20 protein-coding genes are annotated in these 25,389 nt (G+C 57.9%); 13 read left to right on the plus strand and 7 right to left on the minus strand.

Annotation, left to right across the window (positions count from 1 at the left end):
- Positions 1-102 precede the first annotated feature (102 nt).
- From gmd to J0663_RS15670, 5 genes are read right to left on the minus strand one after another with little or no spacing between them, the layout of a single operon-like run.
- On the minus strand, positions 103-1,206 hold the full coding sequence (gene gmd / locus J0663_RS15650; protein WP_207241223.1) for a GDP-mannose 4,6-dehydratase: 1,104 nt from the start codon (positions 1,204-1,206) through the stop codon (positions 103-105).
- 21 nt (positions 1,207-1,227) lie between these two features.
- Entirely contained in the window at positions 1,228-3,507 is a 2,280-nt protein-coding gene (locus J0663_RS15655) for a GumC family protein (protein WP_207241224.1), read from the minus strand.
- Positions 3,504-4,646, minus strand: coding sequence for a glycosyltransferase family 4 protein (locus J0663_RS15660; protein WP_207241225.1), 1,143 nt, complete (start codon positions 4,644-4,646; stop codon positions 3,504-3,506). The genes J0663_RS15655 and J0663_RS15660 overlap by 4 nt, the downstream gene beginning before the upstream one ends.
- On the minus strand, positions 4,640-5,740 hold the full coding sequence (locus tag J0663_RS15665) for a glycosyltransferase family 4 protein (protein WP_207241226.1): 1,101 nt from the start codon (positions 5,738-5,740) through the stop codon (positions 4,640-4,642). The genes J0663_RS15660 and J0663_RS15665 overlap by 7 nt, the downstream gene beginning before the upstream one ends.
- Positions 5,737-6,687 carry a glycosyltransferase family 2 protein gene (locus tag J0663_RS15670; RefSeq protein ID WP_207241227.1) on the minus strand — a complete coding sequence of 317 codons (951 nt, stop codon included), beginning with the start codon at positions 6,685-6,687 and terminating at the stop codon, positions 5,737-5,739. The genes J0663_RS15665 and J0663_RS15670 overlap by 4 nt, the downstream gene beginning before the upstream one ends.
- A 625-nt stretch (positions 6,688-7,312) precedes the next feature.
- Between J0663_RS15670 and J0663_RS15675 the strand changes: the two genes are divergently transcribed.
- The 7 genes from J0663_RS15675 to J0663_RS15705 all read left to right on the plus strand — a co-directional run bounded on the left by J0663_RS15675 (position 7,313) and on the right by J0663_RS15705 (position 16,827).
- Positions 7,313-8,632, plus strand: coding sequence for an O-antigen ligase family protein (locus J0663_RS15675; protein ID WP_207241228.1), 1,320 nt, complete (start codon positions 7,313-7,315; stop codon positions 8,630-8,632).
- Entirely contained in the window at positions 8,629-10,755 is a 2,127-nt protein-coding gene (locus tag J0663_RS15680) for a right-handed parallel beta-helix repeat-containing protein (RefSeq protein ID WP_207241229.1), read from the plus strand. The genes J0663_RS15675 and J0663_RS15680 overlap by 4 nt, the downstream gene beginning before the upstream one ends.
- Before the next feature lie 479 nt (positions 10,756-11,234).
- The gene (locus tag J0663_RS15685) at positions 11,235-12,101 is read left to right on the plus strand and encodes a WecB/TagA/CpsF family glycosyltransferase (RefSeq protein ID WP_207241230.1); all 867 of its coding nucleotides are present in this window, start codon (positions 11,235-11,237) and stop codon (positions 12,099-12,101) included.
- A gap of 7 nt (positions 12,102-12,108) precedes the next feature.
- Positions 12,109-13,608, plus strand: a complete 1,500-nt coding sequence (locus tag J0663_RS15690) for a sugar transferase (protein WP_207244514.1) — start codon at positions 12,109-12,111, stop codon at positions 13,606-13,608.
- A gap of 46 nt (positions 13,609-13,654) precedes the next feature.
- On the plus strand, positions 13,655-14,704 hold the full coding sequence (locus tag J0663_RS15695) for a UDP-glucuronic acid decarboxylase family protein (RefSeq protein ID WP_207241231.1): 1,050 nt from the start codon (positions 13,655-13,657) through the stop codon (positions 14,702-14,704).
- A 62-nt stretch (positions 14,705-14,766) separates the two neighbouring features.
- A complete protein-coding gene (locus tag J0663_RS15700; protein WP_246590297.1) occupies positions 14,767-15,765 on the plus strand; it encodes a glycosyltransferase family 8 protein in 999 nt (332 codons plus the stop codon).
- 72 nt (positions 15,766-15,837) lie between these two features.
- Complete coding sequence (locus J0663_RS15705) at positions 15,838-16,827, plus strand: glycosyltransferase family 2 protein (RefSeq protein WP_207241232.1); 990 nt, start codon at positions 15,838-15,840, stop codon at positions 16,825-16,827.
- A gap of 123 nt (positions 16,828-16,950) precedes the next feature.
- Here J0663_RS15705 and J0663_RS15710 read toward each other — a convergent pair whose 3' ends face one another.
- Positions 16,951-17,721 carry a response regulator transcription factor gene (locus J0663_RS15710; protein WP_207241233.1) on the minus strand — a complete coding sequence of 257 codons (771 nt, stop codon included), beginning with the start codon at positions 17,719-17,721 and terminating at the stop codon, positions 16,951-16,953.
- A gap of 554 nt (positions 17,722-18,275) precedes the next feature.
- Between J0663_RS15710 and J0663_RS15715 the strand changes: the two genes are divergently transcribed.
- From J0663_RS15715 to J0663_RS15740, 6 genes are read left to right on the plus strand one after another with little or no spacing between them, the layout of a single operon-like run.
- A complete protein-coding gene (locus J0663_RS15715) occupies positions 18,276-18,782 on the plus strand; it encodes an acyltransferase (protein ID WP_207241234.1) in 507 nt (168 codons plus the stop codon).
- Positions 18,779-19,816: a Gfo/Idh/MocA family protein gene (locus J0663_RS15720; protein WP_207241235.1), complete on the plus strand. Its 1,038-nt coding sequence runs from the start codon at positions 18,779-18,781 to the stop codon at positions 19,814-19,816. Before J0663_RS15715 ends, J0663_RS15720 begins: the two co-directional genes overlap by 4 nt.
- Positions 19,813-20,916: a DegT/DnrJ/EryC1/StrS family aminotransferase gene (locus tag J0663_RS15725; protein WP_207241236.1), complete on the plus strand. Its 1,104-nt coding sequence runs from the start codon at positions 19,813-19,815 to the stop codon at positions 20,914-20,916. The genes J0663_RS15720 and J0663_RS15725 overlap by 4 nt, the downstream gene beginning before the upstream one ends.
- Positions 20,906-21,622, plus strand: coding sequence for an acyltransferase (locus tag J0663_RS15730; RefSeq protein ID WP_207241237.1), 717 nt, complete (start codon positions 20,906-20,908; stop codon positions 21,620-21,622). The genes J0663_RS15725 and J0663_RS15730 overlap by 11 nt, the downstream gene beginning before the upstream one ends.
- Positions 21,619-22,587, plus strand: coding sequence for an NAD-dependent epimerase/dehydratase family protein (locus J0663_RS15735; RefSeq protein WP_207241238.1), 969 nt, complete (start codon positions 21,619-21,621; stop codon positions 22,585-22,587). The genes J0663_RS15730 and J0663_RS15735 overlap by 4 nt, the downstream gene beginning before the upstream one ends.
- Positions 22,584-23,801, plus strand: coding sequence for a DegT/DnrJ/EryC1/StrS family aminotransferase (locus tag J0663_RS15740; protein ID WP_207241239.1), 1,218 nt, complete (start codon positions 22,584-22,586; stop codon positions 23,799-23,801). The genes J0663_RS15735 and J0663_RS15740 overlap by 4 nt, the downstream gene beginning before the upstream one ends.
- A 65-nt stretch (positions 23,802-23,866) precedes the next feature.
- Here the strand turns inward: J0663_RS15740 and J0663_RS15745 are convergent, their stop codons facing one another.
- Entirely contained in the window at positions 23,867-25,375 is a 1,509-nt protein-coding gene (locus J0663_RS15745; protein WP_207241240.1) for an O-antigen translocase, read from the minus strand.
- Positions 25,376-25,389 lie beyond the last annotated feature (14 nt).

The raw sequence follows: 25,389 nt of genomic DNA on the forward strand, positions 1-25,389 counted from the left end.
TTGCGCGGAGCGGCATTTGGGTAATAGAAGGGTTCAAAGCAGCCCGCTATGCCGCGGCGGCCCGCGATGTGGAAGCTTTTTCCCCAAAGCCTTTAGATCGGCTCAGGCGTAGGCAAAGCCTTTGGTTACACCGACCGACGGAACATTGCGTGCCATGACTTTCAGATCCTCGCGAACCATCTCCGCAACCAGCTGATCGAGGCTGGTTTCATGTCTCCAGCCAAGCTTCGTATGCGCCTTCGTGGGATCGCCAATCAGAAGATCAACTTCGGTCGGACGGAAATAAGCGGGATCGATCTCCACCACACACTGACCGGATGTCTTGTCGTATCCCTTTTCCTCAACCCCGTTCCCGCGCCAATCGATCGGCATGCCCACCTTGGCAAAGGCCTTGTCCACGAAGGAACGAACCGAGTGCGTTTCGCCGGTCGCAAGGACATAGTCCCCCGGCTCGTCCTGTTGCAGCATGAGCCACATGCCGCGGACATATTCGCGCGCATGCCCCCAGTCGCGCTTGGCATCCAAATTTCCGAGATAAAGCCTATCCTGCAGGCCAAGATGGATCGCGGCTGCCGCCCGGGTGATTTTACGCGTCACGAATGTTTCGCCGCGGATCGGGCTTTCATGATTGAACAGAATGCCGTTCGAGGCATGAATCCCATACGCCTCGCGATAATTGACCACGATCCAATAGGCGTAGAGCTTGGCCGCCGCGTAGGGGGATCGAGGGTAGAAAGGCGTCGTTTCGCTTTGCGGCACTTCCTGGACTTTGCCGTAGAGCTCTGAGGTCGACGCTTGATAAAAGCGGGTCTTCTTGGTCAGCCCCAGGAGGCGAATTGCTTCAAGCAGCCGAAGGGTGCCGGTGCCATCCGCGTTAGCCGTATATTCCGGCGTCTCGAAAGAGACTTGAACGTGGCTCTGCGCGGCGAGATTATAGATCTCGTCCGGCTGCGTCTCCTGAACCACACGGATGAGATTCGTCGAATCCGTCATGTCCCCGAAATGCAAGATGAAGCGAGGGTTCTCGACGTGCGGATCCTCGTAGAGATGCTCGATGCGGCTGGTGTTGAAGGACGATGAGCGGCGCTTGAGGCCGTGAACTATATAGCCCTTCTCCAAGAGCATTTCGGCCAAATAGGCCCCGTCCTGGCCCGTTATGCCCGTAATCAGCGCGACTTTTCGGTTCGCTCTCATTCCCGTATCCATGATCGCCCTCCAACTCGAATACTAATGCAGAAGAATGTGATGCTTCATGGTTCGGACAATTCCAAGAATTGAACGATTGCCATTATGCGTGATGTATTCCTGCTTTGGATCGTAGTATTTCATCAAAGATCTTGAAAAGAGCTCCGAGTCGCTAAAATTATACAGCGCGTGATTTTTGGCGTTTACATTGTTGATCGCGACATGGATTTCCGAGTTTCGCGAGCTTTTCATTTGCTGCAGGCTGAATTCGACTGCGCGACGGCTCGTCTTTCCCCATCTAACCACTGCCAGTGTTCTTTCCGCCAGGGCAGTCAAATGCACGGTATCTGCCGAGGCGAGCACAGGCGCGCTGTCGAAGATGACAATCCGGCCGGCCGCGCCTGCCATCTCGATGATTTCTGCCAGGCCGTTCGCGCGGGCGCGCCGCTGGAGACTGAATTTGCCGGATGGAATGAAGTCGACACCGCTTGGATGATGGTAGACGATGTCGCGGATACCGCTCTCACCATTCAGGAATTCGTTCAATCCGTACATCAGCCCCGACCTGAAAAACGAATCGAGTTTTCCCCGTGCAAGGTCGCCATCGACCAGCAGCACCGGAATTCCGCTGGCGGCAAGTTCGAGGGCCAGCGATCTCGCGACAAGCGATTTGCCTTCGCCGCTGTGAGCCGACGTAACCACGATACTGTTCGGCAACTTCCCGCCATTGGACTGCTTGAGTGAAAGCATCACGGTACGGATTGCTTCGTCAAACATCCGCACCTGCATCTGTCCGAAAAGCGTTGTCGGATATTCATTCCGCCCCCGACTCGGGATAAGCCCAGCCGGTATCGTGCGCGTCATTCCAGCGATCTGGTCGAAACTCCGGACCGTCCGGTCCCACATTTCGATCATCAAGGCAACCGTTACGGCTCCTGAGATTGCAGCCAGAAAGGCGCCCACCAGATAGAAAAGACGTCCACGTCCCTGTGACGCGAGCGGCACTGAAGCCGGTGACAAAATTTCCAATTCCGCTCCCGGTAGCATGGCTTTCGCGGCGAGGTCCCGACGCTGGTCCTCAAGCTTGTCGAGCGCCGCTTGTTCCTTGTCGGCAATCCGCTGCAGTCGCGTCAATTCCGTCTGCGCCAGCGCTTCGCGTGTGCGTTTTTCATGAGCCACATCCAGGATCGATTGTACCGCGGCAGCTTCATGATCAAGTGCGGCGAGCTTGGCGCGCATTGTTTGGAGATATTGCTTGGTCGCAAGGTTGAGATCCGCACGGGATTTTTCGATGTCCCCGCGTAAATCCACCACCGCCTGGGCATTGCCGTCATATGTTTCGAGAAGACGGGCGAGGTCTTGCTCTTGTGCGCGAAGATCGCGTTGCTTTGTGGTGATGTTGTCGGGGACGGCAATATTCTGCACGGCGACCGAAGCATTATCCGCTGCTTCCAGCGTGGCGATCGTCGCCCTTACCTCAACCCGGCTTTCTTCGATTTTCCCTTCGCGGCCAGTGATTTCGATGAGTGACTTGATCCGCTCATCCTGAGCGTCCTCTTTCGAAATGACGTCCATCGACTCCTGATAATTGCGGGCTGCGTCGCGAGCAATAACCGTGCGAGCCTGCTGTTCGGTGATGCGCTGTCGGATCCATTCTTCCGCTAAATCCAAGCGGCCACTCATACTGTCCTTCCGCTCATCGAGGTAAACGCTGACGACCCGGTTCGGGACAGCGGCTGCAAGTTCAGGATCACTCGTAGTGAAGCTGATCTGGATAACGTCACTCTTATCTTCATGCCACACGCCGAGCGCGCTAAAATATTCCGGGATGACGGCGTCGATGCTGTCTCGCGCCGGCGGGGAAGGCTTTTCCGTGTCGAACAGGCCGCGCAACTTTGCCCGGACCCTCTGGATGAACGAGAGCTTCCGTAGCGCTGGATTGAATTCCGGCCGCAGGTTAATCCGCAAATCGCGGATAACTCGCTCTGCGATGCTTCTGGATAGGAGCCGCTCGGTCTCCGATTTCGCGTCAAGTAGATCACTGCGGCTGCTATCCTCCGCGCCGAGCGATGTTGCGAGGGGCTGATGGATGATCACTCGGGCCCAGGCCTGATAGACGGGCTTCATCCCAGAGATCATAATTGCCGCGGGCACCAGCAGCAGCACTGATATCGTGATGATCATGATCATTCTTCGCCGGAGGAGGCGGACGGCGGATGCCAGATCGAAGTTGTCCGCCTTGGTCTCCACCTGAAACCGGGGATCATAGCGCATCGGCGAGATCGGAAGATTGCGGTCCGGCGGAAGTGTGGAAATCGTCATCGTGCGCCGACCATTGTTTGAGGTTTCGCAGAAACGGTTTCATAAAGTTTCTCGAGCGACCGCATATAGGCTCTCATGCTGAAATGGTTGAGATAATGCGTGCGCCCCTGGACCGCGAGGCGGCGGCAGATTTCAGGGTCGGACACCAGCTTCGCCAGGGCTTCAGCCAGGGCATCCTGGTCTCCGACGGGAACGAAGATCCCGGTTTCACCGTCGGTAATGACTTCGTCGTGCGCCCCAACACGCGTGGTGACGACGGCGAGCCCGTGCGACAGCCCTTCGAGCACGGCCATTGCCAGACCTTCTGCGTGCGAAGGCAAGACCAGGATATCTGCGCGTGCGCACAGGGCTCGCGCCTTACCGGCGTCAAGCCAGCCGGGCATCTCTACCAGATGTGAAAGCGCCATGGTGTCAGCCTGGCGGCGGTACTCCTCGACAGGGCCGTCGCCTGCCAGTACAGCCCGCCACCGGAGTTCTTTCATGACCGGGTGGCTCAGAGCCAACAGAAGCTCCGTGACACCCTTTCGTTCGCTCAACCGGCCGAGGAAGACGATCAACGGTGTATGGCCGACACGTATATTCCGCGCCCCGGGATCGGGGACGCAATTATGGGCAACGACCGTGCGGCGCTCGTCGACGCCCAGAAGTGTCGTCAGCGTCATGCGATCACGCTGGCCGAGCGCCACAACGCAATCGGCATTCTGAAACATCCGACGTATCAGCCGTTGTTGACGCGGCGACCGTCGCGCAAAGTCGCCGGCGTAGTCGTAGTCGTGCAGGTGCAATATGTGGCAGCACCCGAGCAGACGGGCAGCCTCTGTCAGGATCAGTTTTCGCGACGTGCTGCCGCGGCCGGCGATATGAATGTGATGAATGCGGTCCGGCGCAACGATCCGGTCCTTTGCCATCGTCAGGATGGCGCCGAGCAGACGTACGGGTGACGTCAGCTTGGACCATCGCGCCCCTCTGGTATCGGTGACGAAATGTTTCGTGCCGGTCTCTTTCGCCGTCTCTGTTATGTAGCCGACCAGCCTGCCAATACCGCCGCCGTTCTCGCAGCCGCCCGGAACATAGTGGCGAACGCTAGCCGCGCTCCGTGCTGACATTCGATTTCTGTCCGTGACGGCTTCCATCAGCATGATCCGACCACCTCCCGATAAACCGCCGCGGCCTGGGCGCCAACCCGTTCAGGCGAATTCGGTCCTTTGGCCCATTCGAGCGCGTTGTCACCGAAAATGCCTCTAAGCCCACCGTTGTCTGCCAATGTCCTGATCGCTGCCGCGAGCTCTTTGGCATCTCCGGGCGGGACCACCAGTCCCAAGCCATTCGGCTGAACCGTGTCCCGCAACTCGCCGACGTCAGTCACGATGACCGGTTTTCCAAAGGCGGCGGCAAGGTTGAGCACCCCGCTTTGAGATGCTTCCGTATAGGGAAGCACGACGATGTCGGTATCCAGGAAAAGCTGGGCGACCTCTGCATCCTCGATAAAGCGATTGCGAATATCATAGCGGCTGGGATCCCCCATAAGGGGCTGGAATATCAGCGGATTGTCGCCCCGGCCTGCCACCGTGATGCGCAGGTTGGGAAGCACATCCTTGAGCATCGCCTCGGCCCGGACCAGATGTTCCAGGCCCTTATAGGCAAAAATCCGTCCGAAGAGCAGGACGCGGATCGTTCCATCCGTTTCGCGCGGCTCCATTTTCTGTCGCCGGGCGAGCTCCGCATAGCGAAGGATGGAGGGATGCGACAGGACATGGACACAGTCCGGCGATTTTGAATACCGATCGAGGATCAGTCTCTTTAGTCCCTCGCCGTGGACGACAAGATGTGCGGACTGCTTCACCATCAATTCGGGTGCCCAGACCGGCAGCGTGCGCGTATCGGAATCGCCGGGATGGATTTGCACGTCATGAACGGTCGTCACTAGCGGGATCGGGCGCCAGAACGGCACGGCGAGGTTCAGCCAAAGTGTAGAATTGCTAAGGAGATGAATGAGGTTCGGCTGCTCCTGCCGGATCAGACGCGTAAGCTGGAACAGAAACCAGGGATTGGAGAGAGAACGGTGTCGCGGCCAGTCCAGAAGGTGCAGATCGACAGCCGGATCGATGGAAGAGGCGAGATGCGCATAGCGCCGGCGCGGCACGGCAAGCACAACGTCCAGGTGTTGGGCAACGCCGCTGGCGAAGGAGATGGTATAGTCTTCGAGTTCGGAAACCAATAACAGCGCCTTCATTTCGCTGCCTCCGACAAACCGGCGTCAAGACCGAGCCGGGGCAGGTCGCGCGCCGAGCGCAAACTATCGCGCATCCGCCTGAGCAGGTTCGGTTCGCCGGCAAAGAAGAGGCCTTCGACGGCAAGCTTGAACCGGGTGCGCGCGTCGGCTCCTTGCAGCTTCGCCGAGGCGATGCGATAGGGATAGTGATCCGCCAGATGCAATCTTGCCGGCAGCTCATGAGCCGAGAGAAACAGGTTCGTTGCTTCAACGGTACGCTGCCAATGCGTCATCCGCCTCCTGAGCGTGGTGGCGTCCTCGCTCGAGCGATACCAGTTGTTATTGTGGATCCGATAGAATCCAAGCGCATCCGGCATGGCAATGACGTCCCCCAGAAACGGATAGATCCCCACGAGCCAGGCGTCGGCTGATATGCGGAATTGCTCGGGAATGCTGCCCGCAGCATTCCATGCGCTGCGTCGTACTGCGACTGATGACGTCATCGGAAACGGCCACCAACCGGCCGATCTGGTGAGCAGCGGCGACAAGGCGCCCGAACACAGGGTTCGAGGGATCGGCCTGAAAGTCGGCGTACCATCGATAAGCGTCGGCTGCAGTCGGTGATAGACGAGCGATGCTTGAGGGTTTGCGCGAAACGCTGCAGCCGTCGCCGACAGCTTGCTCGGCGCCCACCAGTCGTCGGCATCCAGAAAACAGAGGATCTCGCCCATGCTTGATCCCACAGCGGTATTGATCGCAGCAGCCTGTCCCGCGTTCTCCTGAAAGATCACCTTCACCCGGCTGTCATATGCTTCCAGAACAGAGCGCGAGTGGTCGGTAGAGCCGTCATCGACAACAATGATCTCGACATTGTCAGCGTCTTGGCTCAGCACACTGTCTATCGCCCGCCCAACGAAACGAGCGTAGTTGTAATTGTTGATGAGGACACTGAGGGCCGGCCGCTCCATGACGCGCTCTCAGGCGGGTTGCCGCGATGCACCGCTGTACAGCAGCGCAAAGTTGCTTAAGAGGTCGACCTTTTCGCAGCCAGCGAGGTTTGGAGCCTTGGTGTTGGTGATATCCAAGATGGCGTGACGACCGGACGGCATCTTGCGCAGGGCCGATGAGAGCGCTGCCGACAATGCCACGCCGAGTGGAGTGCCCGTCGTGTTGCATAGAGAACTAGGACCATGACGCAGAAACATAGCAATCCTAAACCTTCCAGGCTTTGACCGGAGAGATAGCCTCTGTCAGCCTCATTCCAGTGGAACCGTGTCTTACCCACCACGCTTCACAAGACATTCATCGCCACGGTACCGGTGAACGGACACGCGCAACATCTGCTCTTAAGGGCAATCCGCGGACATGAAGACCCGTCTTTTTGGGTAAATACCGGCTGAAAGCTTAGGCACGCCATCGTCTTTGGGTGGAGCGAAGGTGCATTAGGCGTAGCCCGCGCTTCACTAGGACAGGTTGACCGCGGATGTGGCTGGATGATTGCGTGAGAGCAGCGCAGCCGTAAAAGGCCGACCCCTGACTTTTATCTGCGCCGATCAACAGCCGCTTGTCTGTTCAAGTCAGTCGGGACGGATTATGAGAGTAGATAGCCTCAGAAGTGCCAGCGGACCGACCATCAGTTGGCGGGCCATAGAGTGCTGGGGCGCCGGCATATCCCTTTTTCTTCAGGCAGGCGCCTTTCTGCCTCTTATCCTGGCAGATGCGGACGGAACGCTCAGTGAATCCGCCAAGTCTATGCTGCGTCTTCCGTGCTTTCCCATCTATGCATTTACAATTGTGATCCTGATACGCAATTTTCCGCAATTCCTAACGGCGCTCAGGCGAAATTTGATTGTTCCCTTGATCCTCGTCCTGCCGTTTTTGTCTACCCTGTGGTCAATAGCACCGCCAACGACCTTGAGACGCGCAATCGGCCTTTTGTTTTGCGTGCTTCTTTCCTATGTCCTGGCGATACGTTTCACGCCAAGGCAGCTGCTGTTCCTGTTATTTGTGACCCTGGGAACCTGCATCCTCCTCAGCGTGGTTATCTCCGTGGTGTCACCAGCCCTCGCCAGCATGCCGGATGGTGCTATGCGGGGCGTCTTCATTCACAAGAACGTCCTGGGCTGGTACGCGGCTCTCATGATCTTGGTGGCGACGGCCGTCCTGATCGATGGGACGCTCGGCCTGCGACGAATCGCGTTCATCTTGTTGGCCGCGGGTTTGATCTGCCTTGCAAGCTCCGGATCGATGACCGCGATCATTGCAACGTCAGTGGCTTACTGCCTGATCGGCTTTTATACACTGCTGCAAAGAAGCGGCAGCATCGGCCGCGTCGTCATCGTCCTGCTTTTCGTTCAGCTGTCTATCGGCATTCTGATTTCGCTTCACGAATTCCTGGTTCCGGCTCTTGAAGCGCTCGGCAAGGACGCGACTTTGACCGGTCGAGTGCCGTTGTGGGAACTGGTTGATCGCGAAATATCCGATCGTTGGTTGCTTGGCTATGGTTACCAGGCGTTCTGGACCGTCGCGAACCCAGAAGCGACGCGTATGTGGTTAAAGATGGGATGGGCAGCGCCCCACGCGCATAATGGATACCGCGATATCTTGTTGAGCTTTGGAATAATGGGAATGATTCCGTTTGCTCTGATGGTTCCCCATGCAATCCGCCAGGGCGCGATGCTTCACTGTCACGATACGCAATACGGCTGGCTCTGGCTCAATGTCTTTACCATCATGATTCTGGTGATGAATCTGACCGAGAGTATTTTTTTCGTTCAGAATGACGCCATCTTCATCCTGTTTACCGCAGGCATCATCATGTTTTCGCTATACGCGCCCGTCGTTTCGATGAGCCATTCGCCACCTTGGCAGGCGCCCTCGCGCGGCCTTGCGAGCGGGTTGCCGATATCATGAGGCGGCGTTTTGGACTGACTCTGAGCATTTTGCCTGTCATGCTCTTTCCACAGTCCGGCAGTTCGGCTCCAGTCGGGGCCGAGATAGATGCACCCGAGCGTCTGCAGATGCTCGTCAGGCAAGCGACTTGCGCGGAAGCGTCCACGACCTGGTCAGCCAAGTTGAATGGGACTTCTTTAAGCGACGTATGGAGCGGCAGCGCCGGGGCTCGGACGATATTTTACGTTTCCCCGGATGGCAACGACACCTGGAGTGGCCGCCTTCCGACGGCAAATCGGCAGGCTGGCGACGGCCCTTTCGCCAGCATTGAAAGAGCTCGTGATGCGGCCCGTGAGAAGGGCGGCGCCAACACAATCGCGCTTGAGAAAGGCGATTACTATCTTACTCAGCCGATCGTCTTTGACGCCCGGGATACGGGCTTGATCCTCACGGCAAGATGCAATGAAGTGCCGATCTTACATGGCGGGCTACAAGTGCGCGACTGGGTGCAGCAGGCCGATGGTCGCTGGACGGCGCTTCTGAAATTGCCACCCGATGAAGGGGTCGGTGACTTGTTCGTCAAGGGGAGACGCCAGACCCGGGCCCGATTTCCCAACGCTCCCGCTGATGGTGATCCACGCAAGGGATGGTTGTTTGCCGCAAAGTGCGATCCCGCCATCGACGCGCGGGAAGGAAATACGCGCTTTTGTTTCCATGCCGGCGATCTTCCGGCAGTGGATGATACAAGCGGACTGGTCGTGGACATTGTTGGCGGGTATCAACCCGGAAGCCAGTGGGGCAATGATACGCTGCCAGTTGTATCTATCGATGGCGCAGCCCGGACGGTCTACACGAAAGGCACCGGCTATTTCTTTACCGCCGAAGGCAGCCGCTATTTCCTTGCCGGAGCCAAGGCCTTGCTCGATGCTCCCGGCGAGTGGTGGTACGACCTTGCCACGGGCGAGCTTCATTACATCCCCGTCGATCAATCGCTACCCAATTCCGGCGTCGTGGCTGGCATTCTGCCGACGTTCTTCAGGCTGGATGGGGCCAATGGAATGGTCGTGTCAGGGCTCGAGCTTAGAGACGGAGCGCCTGAAGGCAGCGGCAAGTTCTATACTGAGACCAGGGGATTTGGCGCCATACGGATTGAGCATGCCGATGACGTCAAGATTCTCGGCAACGGCATCGAAAATGTCGGCGTCGGGGTCCATGTGACGGAAAGCAAGGATGCGTTGATTGCCGGCAATGTGATCGCGGATGTGGCCGGCAACGGAATTTACGTCGGCACAAATTATGGCACGTTCCTTAAGTCGAATGGTGCCAGGATTCTCTCGAACCACATTCATGACATCGGAAAGGTTTACATTGAAACGGCCGGTATATGGTTCCAGGCGGCCGACAATGTCAGGATTGCCGACAACCTGATTGAAAACACGGCGCAGTTCGGAATCTCCGGCGGTTCGCTGTGGGGTTCCAATGACGCCGTCTATAACGCTGTCATCGAGCACAACGTGATCCATAACGCCAACCAGCGGACGGCGGATGGCGGCGCCATCAAGATGATGGGCGAGCAGGCCGACCCTCTGAACAGCACCATCCGCTCCAATCTCATCACCGGGACCGGTCATCTCATGAACAGGGCCGATGGGACGTTCTGGCCGCCCGGATATGAAAATACAAGCGAATGGCCGTCTCCCATCAGCTGGGCGATCTATACGGATGGGAAGGCGAGCGGGTTGAATATCGAGGGAAATACGCTCTCGGGCAACGTCGCGGCGATCGGGATCAACGGCGGTTGGAGCAACCTGGTGGCGGCAAACGTCATCACACACGGGTCGGGCGCCGCTTTTCGCGTTGATGACGGTACCGGCAGGGGGTGGCATCCGCCATGGGCACGCCCTAATCGTATTGAGAACAATATCGTGTCGGTCGACAATAGCGACGGGCTCGCTGCATACGTCCACGCGCCTGACCATGGGCCTGAATACGTGCAATTCGCGCGCAACCGTTACATCGGCAATTTGAACAGCCAGAGCTTCCGAATAAATCCGAGGGTCATGCGTTCGGGAGAATTTGGCGGTTTAGGGGATCTTCAGAAGGCTGGGGTGGACACCGGAAGCGTCGTCGCGCCGCCCGAGTAACCAAGGCGAGCGACGAGCGGTGATCTGCGGCGATAGTCCGCAGCTATGGCGAGTTGTAATGCGCTTTAATCGTGGCGTGTGCGCTCTGCGGGTAACTGCCGTCGGTAAGAACGCTGACGTCGGCCTTCGCTCGCCAGCCGCGACCGCTATCTTGCCTGTTGCGTTCACCTATCCCTCTCCCGGCTTTACTCGCGCTCAACCTTCCCGGTTTTGTGCGCGTTCTCCAGAGTTGTGTGCGAATGCGGCTATCTTCGGCGGCCTTGAGAAGATCAAACCGCCTTTCGGGGCGGCGCTCATCAAAAAGAGCAACGGGGCAAGCCGGGGGGTACATTGCCATACTTCGAACATCGTAACTTATCTCCGCGTAAGACGTAGAAATATGAAGTCTCTTCTACGTCCAATAGTTGGAACGGTAAGTATGGAGGCAATCGTCATAGCGGCATATTCTAGTGACAGTTTAGATCGCGAAAGCGCAGGTCATGAGAAAGCAAACAGCAGACGGCAGACAGTTTTCACTTCTTGATCAAAAGAGCTCTTTGGCGTGGATCAATGTCCTTGGTGTTCGCATTTCGGCAGTTAATCTCAAAAGCGCGACCGGATTTATTCAAAAAGCGATCGAAGACGGCAGGAAAGAATATGTTTGCGTTCGCGACGCACATGGCGTCGTCCGATGTCAGGATGATCCCGAGCTTCGGTCGATACACAACCGCGCTTTCCTCGTGACCCCCGACGGCATGCCGTTGGTCTGGGCCTTGAAGCATGCCGGCCATTCGGACAGTGACAGGGTCTATGGACCCGACCTGATGTTATCGGTTTTCGAGGCTGGCACCGCCACAGGTCTGCGTCACTTCCTCTATGGCGCAACGGCCGAGACGCTGGAGCAATTGCAGGCGCGCCTTCTCGCAAGATTCCCGCAAGCTGAGATCGCCGGCTCCTACGCACCGCCCTTTCATAAACTGTCACCGCAAGAGGAAGCCGATATTGCAGACCGGCTCAATCGGTCCGGCGCCGATATCATCTGGGTGGGGCTCAGCAGTCCCAAGCAGGAACTCTGGATGGCGCGCATGCGCGATCGTCTGGACGCTTCGATGCTCATCGGTGTCGGAGCTGCATTCGATTTCCACGCCGGCCTTAAGCGACAGGCTCCGCGGATCATTCAAAGAAGCGGCTTCGAATGGGCGTTTCGTCTTCTGTGCGAGCCGCGACGGCTATGGCGACGCTATGCGCTCGTCGTGCCGACCTTCATCTCACTGACAGCATTCCAGAGACTGGGGCTTCGGAAGTTTCCGATCGAAGACGAGGTTTTTGGATCGAGCGCGCCAGAAGCAGCAGCCGCAAAGGTGTAAAACCATCATGTCCCTATTTGCATCGTCAGAACTGACATCCGGCCTGCCGAAGGCAGCCACGACAAATGATGTGGGCACGCGGACGGTTCCGGCAATCTCTGTTCCGCCCGTGGCGAACCCCACGTCGGCCGCCGAGTTCAACAATCGGTCAAGGCTGAATTTTCCGGTTCCAATCGGGCGCAGGTTACCACGGCTCGCGACGTCGTCATTTCTGGTTGCCGGCGACATCGCGGGCTATCTCATGGCCTACTTTCTTCTTCTGCCGTTTCTTCCGCACGGTTCGGAGAATATGATTCTGGAGCGTGCCTTCGCTCTTGCAGCACTCGGAACGATCATTCTCTATGCATCGAACGCGCTCTATCCTGGATATCGGCTTCACGACCACGAACATCTGCGCCGCCGTACGAAAGCCTCCGTCAAGGTGGCTGCCATCGCAGCGCTCGGGGCGATCCTTCTGCCTGATGGGTCGCAACTGCTGCTTCCCCTTGCTGGCTTCCTAGGCCTCGGGTTGATTGTTCAACCTGCGATGCGTTGGGCGGCACGAGGTCTGTCCTGGAGGCTTGGAATCTGGGGAGAGCGGGCGGTGATCATCGGGGGCCGCAATCGGATCCCCGCGCTCATGGCGTATTTTACGGACCATTGGCAGTATGGCATTCGGCCGGAAATCTCCTCATCGGATATTTCGGAAGCATCATCTGATAACGGGCCGTCGATTGCCCTGATCGCTGATGATACCGGTTCGTTCATCGCCGAGTTGGCGACAATGCGCCGGCGGTTCGCCGAAGTCATCCTCCTCTCCGACACGCCGAACCTCAAGATAACCGGATTGCGACCTGCCGATGTCGGTGGAGAGATCGGTATTCGCTTGGCCGTTGGGGGGAGACCGGCGGATTCGAACCTGGTTCGTCGAGCCCTTGATCTTGCGATCGCTATTCCTGCGACGCTGGTGCTTATGCCCTGCATTCTGATTGCCGCCGCCGCGATCTATGTCATCGATCCCGGGCCTGTCTTCTTCAGGCACGCCAGGGAAGGCTTGTCCGGCAAGCCGGTGCGCGTCCTGAAGCTGAGAACGATGTACCAAGATGCGGAACAGCGCCTCGAAGCGTTGTTCCGTGACAATCCAGCCGCACAGGCCGAGTGGGCGAGTCACTTCAAGCTGAGGCAGGATCCGCGCGTCTTGCCGGTGATCGGGCATCTCCTTCGCGCGTCGAGTTTCGACGAACTCCCGCAGCTGGTGAACATCATTTCCGGGGAGATGGCGTTCGTGGGACCGCGCCCCTTTCCGGAATATCACCTTTCGGCGATGGATCGCGAATTTCGTGACAAGCGGCGGTCGGTCACACCGGGGCTGACGGGCCTTTGGCAGATATCCGAACGAAGCAATGCGGATATCGAACTGCAGCAGCAACTCGACGAGTTCTACATCGACAACCGATCCTTGTGGTTCGACTGGCACATCCTGCTCAGCACAATTCCCGCAGTCATCAAGGGCAAGGGAGCTTGTTGACGCCTTTCTCCACCCTTGCAGCCAACATCAACGACGGAGCAAACCAATGCACGGACAGAAGCGAATTATGGTTACCGGCGGCACCGGATTTCTGGGATCATTCCTGTGCGAAAGACTTTTGCGGGAGGGCAATGATGTCCTCTGCGTGGACAATTACTACACCGGTTCGCGCGACAATGTTCTGCATCTTCTTGATGATCCGCGTTTCGAGGTTCTCCGCCACGACATTACTTTCCCGCTCTATGTCGAGGTCGACGAGATCTACAACCTTGCCTGCCCGGCATCTCCCGTCCACTACCAGCACGACCCCGTGCAGACCGTGAAGACCAACGTGCATGGGGCCATCAATATGCTCGGTCTGGCCAAACGCACCAAGGCGAAGATATTCCAGGCATCCACGAGCGAGGTGTATGGCGATCCGGCAGTCCACCCTCAGCCAGAGGAATATCGAGGCAGCGTCAGTCCCATAGGGCCGCGGGCATGCTATGACGAAGGCAAGCGGTGCGCCGAGACGCTGTTCTTCGACTATCATCGTCAATATGGCGTGGAAATCCGGGTGGCGAGGATCTTCAACACCTACGGTCCGCGCATGCAGACCAATGACGGCCGCGTCGTCTCCAATTTCATCGTTCAGGCGCTTCGCAACGAGCCGATCACCATCTTCGGCGACGGCAGGCAAACACGGTCGTTCTGCTATGTGGACGACCTGATCGACGGCTTTATCCGTTTGATGGCAGCGCCCGCTGGGGTTACAGGCCCGATCAATCTCGGCAACCCCGGAGAATTCCAGGTGCGTGAACTGGCGGAAATGGTGATCGAAATGACTGGATCGAAGTCCGGCATCGTCTTCAAGGCACTGCCAATTGACGATCCGACACAGCGCAAGCCCGACATCAGCCGCGCAACGCAACAGCTGGGCTGGCAGCCGAAGGTGAACCTTCGTGAGGGGCTTGAAAGAACGATCGCGTATTTCGACTGGAAGCTTTCCGGCGGCGCCAGGAGCACGCCAGGCGTCCAGTTCGCGCGAACGGCTCACACCATGCCTGCCCCGGCCGTCGGCCTTCCTGTTCAGGAAGCCATATCAATCGGGCCGTGAACGGCAATGCCGATCTTTGCAGGGCGAAGCTTTTGTTCTTTCGATGGGATGGTGCCGGAAATATGAATGTGCATAGCATACCAACAGGAGCCGCCCCTGCGGGTGCAAATGAGCGGTTGGGGCCCATCGTCTTTGCGGTCGATGCGGCCTACGCCGTTCCCTTGGCGACCGCCCTCAGGTCGGTCGCCGAGAACAACCAAAGCGCATGGCCCTTAGACATCCATGTCATTCATCAGGGAATAGACGAAGAAACAAAGCGGCTGATCTTTGAATCTCTGCCGGCAAGGTCTGCAGTCATTCAGTGGCACCCCATCGCCACATTGTCCTTCGCAAGCGGATTTTCCACTCGTCCTGGGGTTTCCAGGATGACCTTCGCAAGGATCCTTCTGCCGCAGTTCCTTCCGCAGACCTGCAGCCGGGCTCTGTATCTGGATGGCGACATTCTGGTTCTGGGTGCGCTTGAGAATTTGTGGAACATCGATCTCGGCGAGGCAGTGATCGGCGCCGTGCCGGACTACTGGCTGGACAATGTTGTGAAGAACGGACCTGGTGCAACGGGCGGCGCTCGGGTCAAACGTTATTTCAACGCCGGCATTCTTCTTATCGACCTTGCAAAATGGCGAAACGAGCGGATATCGGAACGATCGCTGGACTATCTCGATCGCTTTCCGACGACGGAATATTCCGATCAGGACGCTCTGAACGTTGCCTGCGACGGAAAGTGGAAGATACTGGACCGCGCCTGGAATTTTCAGTTCGAGCCAACGCAGGCGATTGCCCGCATCGCACTCGAGCAGAAGGTCGCGATCGTTCATTTCGTCACCAACGTGAAGCCCTGGAAATCAGGAAGCCTGAGCCCGAACGTCGCCTTCTACGATGCGTTTCGGTCCCGGACCCGTTTTGCGCTGACCCGTTGGGAGCGCGCTCGGAGTGGCTTGAAGCGTGCAGGCGCCCGACTGCTTGCCCGATCCGCCTTGTTGAGAGCTGCATGGTCCTGCACGAAATCGGCAGGCGCACGTCTCAACGTCGCGCGAATGAACCGGGGAGCGAAGAACGCTTGAGAGCGAGACGATGCCGAGTTTGGGTCCCGTGAAATGCTCCGAACGAAACGACTTGCCTGCGGAGGAATAGGTTTGCAACGCGTTGATATCGTCATTCCCTGTTACAACTACGCTCGTTTCCTGCAGGAATGTGTTGGAAGTGTTCTTTCGCAAGCCGGCGTCGATGTGCGGGTGCTTATTCTGGATGACTGCTCGCCGGACAATACGCCGGAAGTCGGAAAGGCTCTGGCATCCCGGGACAATCGCGTCACCTATCGACGGCAAACGGAAAACAAGGGCCACATCGCCACCTATAATGCGGGAATTGAGTGGGCGGGCGGCGACTTATTCCTGCTTCTCTCTGCGGATGATTATCTCTTGCCGGGCGCGCTGGGTCGTTGTGCGGAACTGATGCGCAATCATCCGCATGTAGGCTTTACCTTCGGGAACGCCCTGATTGCAGAGCCAAACGGCGCCATAGCCAAGCGCGTCGATCCTCTCGGTGACAAGAGCGTGCCTCCCGTTCAGGTCTTGTCCGGTCCGCAATTCATTCGGTTGAGTGGAGCCAACAACCTGGTTCCGACACCGACGGCCGTCGTGCGGACGACGCTGCAAAAACAGGTCGGCGGCTATCATAAGGAACTGCCGCATACCGGTGATATGGAGATGTGGCTGCGGCTCGCATCATATGCTGCGGTGGGCTACATCAACGAGGACCAAGCCGTATACCGCAGACATGCTTCGAACATGTCGCTGCAATATTATGGGCAAAGTATCCTTCCCGACCTCCGGCAAAGAAAGCAGGCGTTCGATATCCTGTTTGGCCAGGGCGCGGATAGTCTCAGGAAAGATGAGAAACTAAGACGCTTTCTTTCCAGGGATCTTGCGAAAGAGGCGCTTCGGCTGGCCGGCATGGCATTCAACAATTTTGATGTTGGCACAGCCGCGGCCATTCAGCGCTTTGCCCTCGAGGTTTCCCCCGAAGTGCGAAATTCATTGCCCTGGATCAAGCTGGCCTGCAAGCAAACAATCGGTCCAAAGTACTGGTACGCCTTGAATTCGATGCGACGAGTTGCAGGATGAATAGGCAGCGGGGGGAATCAAATCACCCGGCAACGCATTCGCGCCACCGGGTGATTTGAGCAAGAACGTCGTTCCAAGATAAGCAAAGATTTGTCCCGACAGTGCATCAGCACAATGCCTTGCTTACGATAATGCCGGAATACTATTTTGGAACAAGTCGTTGAGCTTGAATACGACTTCCGTCCTGTTGGTTGCTTTGACTTTTTTCATGATATTGCGAACATGCACCTTTACGGTGCTTTCTCGCAGGTTGAGCTCATAAGCGATAATCTTATTCGCTTTTCCGCGTCTGAGCGCCTCCACGACTTCGGCCTGACGATCCGTGAATATGCCGGCGAGGGGGCGGGCCGTCGAGTTGCTCGAGTCCAGTAAGTGACGCATCGCGAACAGGGCGCTTGCAGGCACAAAAATTCCTCCTGCCACCGACAGTGCGATCAACTCCATGCAGACACTGACGCTGACCGAGGCGGGTATGAACCCTTTGGCCCCGAATTCCAGCGCTCTGACGATTTGGCCGAAATCGTCGCTGTCGGCCAGTACGATGAGAGGCGTCGATGCGAATTCCGCCGAGAGCTTCCGGATCTGCTCCGAAACGGCCGGTTCATCGATCTTCTTGCCGCCGACGTTCAAGAGAATTGCCGAAAGCGGAGGATATTCGTCGCGCTTCTGCTTCCACTCCTCAATGGATCCGAATGCGAGAATCTGCAAATCCGCCTTTTGGGCAGCCATGCATTGCGCCAGGCATTGCCGATCAAGCTCACGATTATCGAGAATGACAAGCGAATGCGTCTGCCTTGACGACAGCGCAAGTGTGCTCGAATTATTCTCCATCTTAAGGGGAATAGTTATGTTTTCCTGTCTGTGGTCTAGATTCGGTATAAGTGCTGAATTCACAGCTTGACCCTCCCCTAACACGTTACGCTCCACTACAGCCCGAGTACCAACCCCTCTCTATCTGGGGGTTTAGGAAACTCTAAAGTAGGAATCGAATACCACAATTCGCGGAACGTAACAGTAGCTAATATAGGCTAAGTACTACACATATTCCATCATACGGTGGAAATTTGAAGATAAATCTGATGGTAGACTTAGGTCTTACTATGACCTCTGGCGAGATAGTCTCTGTTGTTACACAACCGTTTCGTGATGGGCCACTAAATGCATGGAAACAATCGCTGTCTCAGGCGTAGGCCCGGCAACGGGTGTGGGAGGTGCCTCCTCCACCAAGGTTGGTCGAGGGCATGAACCAGGGCGTAAGTCGTCATAAGTAGATACGTCTTTAGGTGGATAAGCTTAAACGTTTTGTTTCTTTACTCAGGAGCGGAAAACAATTCTCTTTGAAGCGGAGAGAAATATTTGTCGTTTCGGTATGAAACCTTGGATGCAATCAAGTGATTGTTTGTTTCAACTGAAAATCAGGCCTGTTCAGAAGTAGGGGTGTTGCAGGAATGATTGCATCAAACGTCAATCTGGGTGACGGCAGCGTCATCCACCATCGAGATCTTGTGAATCTATATGGCTGCACGATCGGCGCCGGAACGCGCATCGGCACCTTCGTCGAGATCCAGAAGAACGTCATCGTCGGACAAGACTGCAAGATCTCCAGCCATTCCTTCCTCTGTGAGGGCGTGACGCTGGAAGACGGAGTGTTCATAGGCCACGGGGTCATGTTCACGAATGATACATGCCCGCGCGCCGTCAACCCGGATGGCAGCCTGCAGACCGAGGCCGACTGGATCCTCATCCCTACATTGGTCAAGCGTCACGCGTCGATCGGCAGCAACGCCACCATTTTGCCCGGCGTAATCATCGGAGAGGCCGCCCAGGTCGGCGCCGGAGCGGTCGTAACAAAGGATGTGCCGGACGGCGCTATCGTCGCCGGCGTTCCGGCCAGGATCATCGGTCACGTTCATGACCGATCAGTCAACATGCAAGCGTTGGGAGAAATGCGATGATCGGTATCGCTGTTGTTGGGTATGGGTACTGGGGTCCGAATCTGGTTCGTAACATCTCGGAAGCGGCCGGCGCGCATCTCGTTTCAGTCTGTGATCTCAATGTCGAACGGTTGGCGGCAGTAAAAAGCCGATACCCCGCAGTAACGATCACGGATAATTTCGAGGAAGTTCTGTCCGATCCGAGAGTGGATGCAATCGCCATCGCAACGCCGGTTTCGACCCATTTCAAGCTCGCGATGCAGGCTATGATGGCCGGAAAGCATGTCTTCGTCGAAAAGCCGATGGCGTCGACGTCGGAGGAAGCTGCACGGATGGTCGAGGAAGCCGCGCGCCGGCGCCTCGTGCTGGCCGTGGATCATACCTTCGTCCACACCGGCGCCGTCCGCAAGATGCGCGAACTGGTCGAAAGCGGCTTGGGCGATATGTATTACTACGACTCCGTTCGGGTCAATCTGGGGTTGTTCCAGCACGATGTCAGCGTCATCTGGGACCTCGCGGTGCATGATCTCTCCATCCTGGACCATGTTGTGCAGGAAAGGCCAGTCGCTGTTTCAGCGACGGGGATGAGCCATGTGCTCGGAGAGCCGGAGAACATCGCCTATCTGACGCTCTTCTTCGAAAGCAAGCTTATTGCCCACGTCCACGTCAACTGGCTGGCCCCGGTCAAGGTCCGCCGCACGCTGATCGGCTGCAGCAACAAGATGATCGTCTATGACGATCTGGAGCCCAGCGAAAAGATCAAGGTCTACGACAAGGGCATCACCATGTGCCCCAATTCTGATGCCTACGGCGAGAAGGTGCATCAGATGATGGTCGGCTACCGCAGCGGCGACATGTGGGCACCTAAGCTCGATATGACCGAGGCATTGAAACGCGAACTGGATCAGTTCGTCGAGTGCGTCGAGCAGAATTCGCGCCCCATTGCAGACGGCCAGGCCGGACTGCGTGTCGTCCGCATCCTTGAAGCAGCAAGCCGGTCGCTCGCTCAGCGCGGTCGTATCATCGAGCTCGAAGAGGCGAGGCGCATTGCATGATCCCCTTTCTGGACCTGAAAGCACAATATCAATCGATCAAGAGCGAAATCGACGCCGCCGTGCTCGGCGTCCTCGCCTCGGGGCAATACGTGCTGGGGGAGGAAGTCATCCGCCTCGAGCAGGAATTCGCGGACTATTGCAACGTCAAGCACGCGATCGCAGTCAATACCGGGACAAGTGCCCTGCATTTATCCCTGCTTGCGGCAGGCGTCGGCCCCGGCGATGAAGTCATCACCGTGCCGTTCACCTTCGTCGCAACTGTGTCGGCCATCTGCTACACGGGCGCAACACCCGTATTCGTCGATGTGGACCCTGTGACGCTCACAATGGATCCAGCTCAGTTGGAGGCGAAGATCACCTCCCGGACCAAGGCGATCATTCCCGTCCATCTCTACGGCCAGATGGCCGACATGGACAGGATCAAGGCGGTTGCCGACCATTACCGGATACCGATCATCGAGGACGCCTGCCAGGCTCATGGTGCAGAATACAAAGGCGCGCGCGCCGGCAGTATCGGCACATCAGGCTGCTTCAGCTTCTATCCCGGCAAGAATCTCGGCGCCTGCGGCGAGGGCGGTATCGCCGTCACCAACAGCGACGAGCAGGCCAAGACCATGCGCATGCTGCGGGATTGGGGTCAGGAGCAGCGTTATCACCATCTGCTGAAAGGCTTCAATTACCGCATGGATGCTATCCAGGGTGCCATTCTGCGCGTCAAGCTCCGGCATCTCGAAGCCTGGACCGAAGCCCGTCGTTCGCATGGTCGCCGCTACTCCTCGCTGCTTGCAGGGGCGCCGCATTTGCAAACGCCTGTCGAAGCTGCCGATCGGCGGCATGTCTACCATGTCTATGCCGTAAGAAGCCGTGATCGCGACGGCCTGCAGCGCGTGCTCACGGCAGAGGGCATTCCGTCCGGTTTGCATTATCCGATCCCCGTTCATTTGCAGAAGGCCCATGCCGACCTCGGTTACCGAGTCGGCGACTTCCCGGTCTCGGAAGCCGCCGCACGCGAGGTGCTCTCCTTGCCGATCTATCCTGAGATGCCCGTACAGCATGTCGATCAGGTCGCGGCTGCGCTGGAGTATGCCTATGTCAGCTAATCGAGGCGAGGCCCGCGTCGTGCAGGCCGTTCACGGCCGCGGCCAGAAGCCAGCAGATCCAGCCTATCAGGCGGGGCTCGCCGAAGAGCTCAGGCAATCCTATGGACGCGCCGGTCTGATCGAACTGTACGGCCGCTTTGCGACAGGCGACGGCGTTGTTGACAGCCTGATGCGGAAAGCCATCTGGCAAGCGATCACACGCAGCTGCGGCGCGGGTCTGCAGGTCGCAGGCGGTGCCGGTTTCAAACATCCGGAAACATTCGAAATCGGCAATGGCGTGTTCATCGGCGCCCAAGCCTATATCCAGGGGCGTTACGACGGCACCTGCGTGATCGGTGACAATGTCTGGATCGGCCCGATGGCTTATTTCGACGCGCGCGATCTGGTGATCGAGGATTCCGTCGGGTGGGGGCCCGGCGCCAAGGTGCTTGGCTCGACCCACACGGCACTGCCAGTCGATGTTCCGATCATTCGCACGGATCTTGAAATCAAACCGGTCCGCATCTGTGCGGAGGCCGATATCGGAACGAATGCGACCATTCTTCCCGGCGTGACCATCGGGAAGGGGGCGATCGTTGGAGCGGGGGCAGTTGTCGTTTCCGACGTCGAGCCGTTCTCGGTTGCTGCGGGTGTACCGGCGAAATTCATACGTTGGCGTTCGGAGAATGATCCGATGACGAACATGTCGCGTGAGGGAAGATCATGAGAAACAAACGCGTGCTCATTACCGGCGGTGCCGGTTTGATCGGTTCGCATATTGCCGATCTTGTCGCATTGGAAAAACCGCGCGAGATCATCGTCCTCGACAATTTCGTGCGTGGGCGCCGCGACAACCTCAGCACGGCAATATCAAGCGGCTCGGTCAACATCATCGAGGGCGATATCCGCGACAGAGCGCTTCTGGCGAAAACCTTCGAAGGCGTCGACATCGTCTTCCACCAGGCAGCGATCCGCATCACGCAATGCGCGGAAGACCCGCGGCTCGCTTTCGATGTGCTGGCCGAAGGCACGTTCAATGTTCTCGAAGCCGCCGTCAAGGCAGGCGTGTCGAAGGTTGTCGCTGCTTCCTCCGCATCCGTGCTAGGGCTTGCCGAAAGCTTCCCGACGACCGAAACGCATCACCCCTACAATAACCGGACGATCTACGGTGCGGCCAAGACCTTCAACGAGGGGTTGTTGCGTAGCTTCTCGGAAATGTATGGCCTGCGCTATGTGGCGCTGCGTTATTTCAACGTTTACGGACCGCGAATGGACGTTTACGGCGCCTATACGGAAGTTCTGATCCGCTGGATGGAGCGCCTGGCGGCTGGAATGCCGCCCCTCATCTATGGAGACGGCAGCCAGACGATGGACTTCGTCGATGCCCGCGATATCGCACGGGCAAACATTCTCGCCGCCAAGAGCGACGTCACGGACGAAGTATTCAATGTCGCGAGCGGCCAGGAAATAAGCCTCCTGGAACTCGCTCAGATGCTGAGCAGCATCATGGGCGTTTCACTCGCGCCACAGCACAAAGAGGCCCGGACCGTCAACGGCGTAACCCGTCGTCTCGCCGATATCAGCAAGGCCGAACGGCTGCTCGGTTTCAAGGCGGAAATATCAATGGAACAGGGACTTCGCGATCTCGTTGCCTGGTGGCAGCAGCAGACCGCGGCAGGAGCGGCAGCATGAGCGCACCTCAATCCACAATTCCCGTCGCCAAGCCCGTCCTCGGAGAAGAGGAGGCAGATGCCGTGCGCCGCGTCATTCTGTCAGGATGGGTGACGCAGGGACCGGAAGTCGCGGCTTTTGAGAAGGAATTCGCGGCTTTCGTCGGCAGCGAACATGCTTGCGCCGTTTCCAACTGCACAACGGCCCTTCATCTCGCCTTGATGGCGGTCGGCGTGGGTCCCGGTGATGAAGTCATCACGGTCAGCCACTCGTTCATCGCAACGGCGAACGCCGTTCGATACTGCAATGCAGTGCCGGTCTTTGTCGACATCGAGCCGGATGGGTACAATATCGACCCCAGCCTGATCGAAACGGCAATCACGCCCCGCACCAAGGCGATCCTGTGCGTGCATCAGCTCGGCATGCCTTGCGATCTCCGTTCGATCGTGGAGATCGGCAAGCGCCATTCGATACCGGTTATTGAAGATGCGGCCTGTGCATCGGGAAGCGAAATCCTGTGGGAAGGGCGTTGGGAAAAGATCGGCAAACCGCATGGCGATATTGCCTGCTTCTCCTTCCATCCCCGAAAGGTGGTCACCACAGGCGATGGCGGCATGCTAACCACGGCGAACCCGGACTATGACCGAAAATTCCGGCTGTGGCGTCAACATGGCATGAGCGTCACTGACGCCGTTCGTCACGGCTCGAAACAGGTCATCTTCGAGGACTATGATGAGCTGGGCTACAACTACCGTATGACAGACCTCCAGGCCGCAGTCGGACGGGTGCAACTGCGGCGGCTGCCGGAGTTGGTTGCGCAGCGAAGGCGGCTTGCCGAGCAGTATTGCGAGCAGCTGTCCACGATCGCCGGACTGGCGCCGCCGATCGAGCCCGATTGGGCTCGCAGCAACTGGCAGAGTTTCTGCGTGAGATTGCCTGATGCCGCCGACCAACGGGTAGTCATGCAAGCGCTGCTTGATCAAGGAATATCGACGCGACGCGGTGTGATGAACATCCATCTGGAGGGAGCTTATTCCGGCCTTAGCTCCCATCGCGTCCTCACCAGCCTGACACGAAGCCTGTCGGCGCAGCAGCAAACGATCATCCTGCCGCTTTATGCCCAGATGACGGTGCCTGACATTGACCGGGTTGTTGGGGCACTTCGCGCCGCCCTTGCGGAAGCGACCGCTGGAGCCGCCGGCGTTCAACGCGCCATGGATATCGCTGTCGCCTGAACCCGCATTTGCCTGACGTATGCATAACGAACAATGCGCGTATCTCCGGATGCGCGCATTGTTCGTTATGCTGCTTTCCTGATCCATCCGCGGATGGTTGCCGGCACAGACTCCGGCGGAAGCAGGGCGATCAGCATGCGCAGCGAATAGAGCCCGCAGAGAACGACGGCGACGAAGCCAATCACCGTCGCCGGCCAGAGCGGCAAAATCGAGAACATGAGCAATACCAATCCAGATGCGGGCAAGAAAAGCAGCGCGTGTCTGCGATTGGCGGCAGACCAGCGAAAACGGGTCAGCTTCCGCACGATCACATAGATCAGCATGCTGTGCCAGACATAGAGGCCAAAAAACGCCATGCCGGCTCCTTGGGTGCCGAGCAGCGATACGAAGAGCCAGGCAAGCCCCACATGCACGACCGCCGCCGCAACCTCCGTCCAGAAGAAAATCGCCTGGGTATGCTTCGCCACCACAATGAAGCCCATCGGCCAGGAAATAATCCGCAGCATCATTCCAAGGCAGATCCATCGCAGAAGATCGACTGCCCCATGAAATTCCGCCGAATAGAACAGGCTCATCATGAGCGGCGCAAGCGTCAGCGTGGCGAGCAGGCCGGGGCCAGCGAGCAGCATGCTGATTTCCGCCTGTTCATTGACCAGCCGATTGCATTCGGCGTTGTTATCGGCTGCTGCGGTCAGGCGCGGATAAAAATCCGTTCCCATCGCCTGCAGGATAAAGCCGGCATAGAGACCGCCAAGGCCCCAAGCCGCCTGGTACAATCCAGCCGCCATGACGCCACCCTCCGTGAGCACGATGAGGCGGATAGCATAGGCTGCGCCGAAGGTCAGAAGCCCGCTTGCCATGAAGACGAAGCCGAGCCGCAGCAGTGCCGATACTTCCCGCCCGAACTGGCGCACGGGCATCGGCGAGGGATGCGGGCAGATCCGGCGGCTGTACCACCAGGTCGGAAGGATCGAGGCAGCCGCAATCACCACGAGGGACGGTGCGATCGCCTGCAGTCCGAACAGATAGATCAGCGGGATGCTGACCGCCGTGCCGAAAAGCCCGGCAAGAACATTGATGCGGGCAAGATCTGCAATGCCTCGCATGCCCTGGATCAATGCAGTCTGCCCTGCAGAGACCAGTCGACAGAAGATTGCCAGCGACAGCAATGCAATGGCGCCGGCATGATGGTAGTCGCCGAACGTGAAACCCGAGATAGGGAATGCCAGCGCGGCGAGAAGGAGCGCGCCAAGCAATCCGAGCAGCATCGAAATGCGTCTCAACACGGTCGCCGATCGTGCGATCCTTTCTGCGTCATCGGTGCTTGCCGCTTCGGCAATCTGGCGCACGCCGCTGCTTCCTACCCCAAGCCCGGCGATCGCCTGTGCGATATCGAGGATCGACCCGTAAAGGCCCATGAGCCCCACGCCCTCCGGCCCGAGCAGAACAGCCATGGCTTTGGTTCTGATTATGCTGAGTGCGACGTTGACGAGCGAAGAGCCGCCCATCAGCATCGTCGATTTGAGGATCTGGGTGTAGGTCTGGCTGCTCGGCGGGGTCATGCGCAAGGTCATCGGACACCCCTAGC

It is taken from the genome of Rhizobium lentis, from assembly GCF_017352135.1.
Taxonomy (GTDB): domain Bacteria; phylum Pseudomonadota; class Alphaproteobacteria; order Rhizobiales; family Rhizobiaceae; genus Rhizobium; species Rhizobium lentis.

What these genes read in the sequence shown, in the direction of transcription:
- J0663_RS15720 (WP_207241235.1), top strand. Translation starts at nt 18,779, where the DNA reads ATGATCGGTATCGCTGTTGTTGGGTATGGGTACTGGGGTCCGAATCTG.
- J0663_RS15730 (WP_207241237.1), top strand. Translation starts at nt 20,906, where the DNA reads ATGTCAGCTAATCGAGGCGAGGCCCGCGTCGTGCAGGCCGTTCACGGC.
- J0663_RS15695 (WP_207241231.1), top strand. Translation starts at nt 13,655, where the DNA reads ATGCACGGACAGAAGCGAATTATGGTTACCGGCGGCACCGGATTTCTG.
- gmd (WP_207241223.1), bottom strand. Translation starts at nt 1,206, where the DNA reads ATGGATACGGGAATGAGAGCGAACCGAAAAGTCGCGCTGATTACGGGC.
- J0663_RS15660 (WP_207241225.1), bottom strand. Translation starts at nt 4,646, where the DNA reads ATGCTGATGGAAGCCGTCACGGACAGAAATCGAATGTCAGCACGGAGC.
- J0663_RS15725 (WP_207241236.1), top strand. Translation starts at nt 19,813, where the DNA reads ATGATCCCCTTTCTGGACCTGAAAGCACAATATCAATCGATCAAGAGC.
- J0663_RS15675 (WP_207241228.1), top strand. Translation starts at nt 7,313, where the DNA reads ATGAGAGTAGATAGCCTCAGAAGTGCCAGCGGACCGACCATCAGTTGG.
- J0663_RS15685 (WP_207241230.1), top strand. Translation starts at nt 11,235, where the DNA reads ATGAGAAAGCAAACAGCAGACGGCAGACAGTTTTCACTTCTTGATCAA.
- J0663_RS15715 (WP_207241234.1), top strand. Translation starts at nt 18,276, where the DNA reads ATGATTGCATCAAACGTCAATCTGGGTGACGGCAGCGTCATCCACCAT.
- J0663_RS15690 (WP_207244514.1), top strand. Translation starts at nt 12,109, where the DNA reads ATGTCCCTATTTGCATCGTCAGAACTGACATCCGGCCTGCCGAAGGCA.
- J0663_RS15655 (WP_207241224.1), bottom strand. Translation starts at nt 3,507, where the DNA reads ATGACGATTTCCACACTTCCGCCGGACCGCAATCTTCCGATCTCGCCG.
- J0663_RS15745 (WP_207241240.1), bottom strand. Translation starts at nt 25,375, where the DNA reads ATGACCTTGCGCATGACCCCGCCGAGCAGCCAGACCTACACCCAGATC.
- J0663_RS15700 (WP_246590297.1), top strand. Translation starts at nt 14,767, where the DNA reads ATGAATGTGCATAGCATACCAACAGGAGCCGCCCCTGCGGGTGCAAAT.
- J0663_RS15665 (WP_207241226.1), bottom strand. Translation starts at nt 5,740, where the DNA reads ATGAAGGCGCTGTTATTGGTTTCCGAACTCGAAGACTATACCATCTCC.
- J0663_RS15735 (WP_207241238.1), top strand. Translation starts at nt 21,619, where the DNA reads ATGAGAAACAAACGCGTGCTCATTACCGGCGGTGCCGGTTTGATCGGT.
- J0663_RS15680 (WP_207241229.1), top strand. Translation starts at nt 8,629, where the DNA reads ATGAGGCGGCGTTTTGGACTGACTCTGAGCATTTTGCCTGTCATGCTC.
- J0663_RS15740 (WP_207241239.1), top strand. Translation starts at nt 22,584, where the DNA reads ATGAGCGCACCTCAATCCACAATTCCCGTCGCCAAGCCCGTCCTCGGA.
- J0663_RS15670 (WP_207241227.1), bottom strand. Translation starts at nt 6,687, where the DNA reads ATGGAGCGGCCGGCCCTCAGTGTCCTCATCAACAATTACAACTACGCT.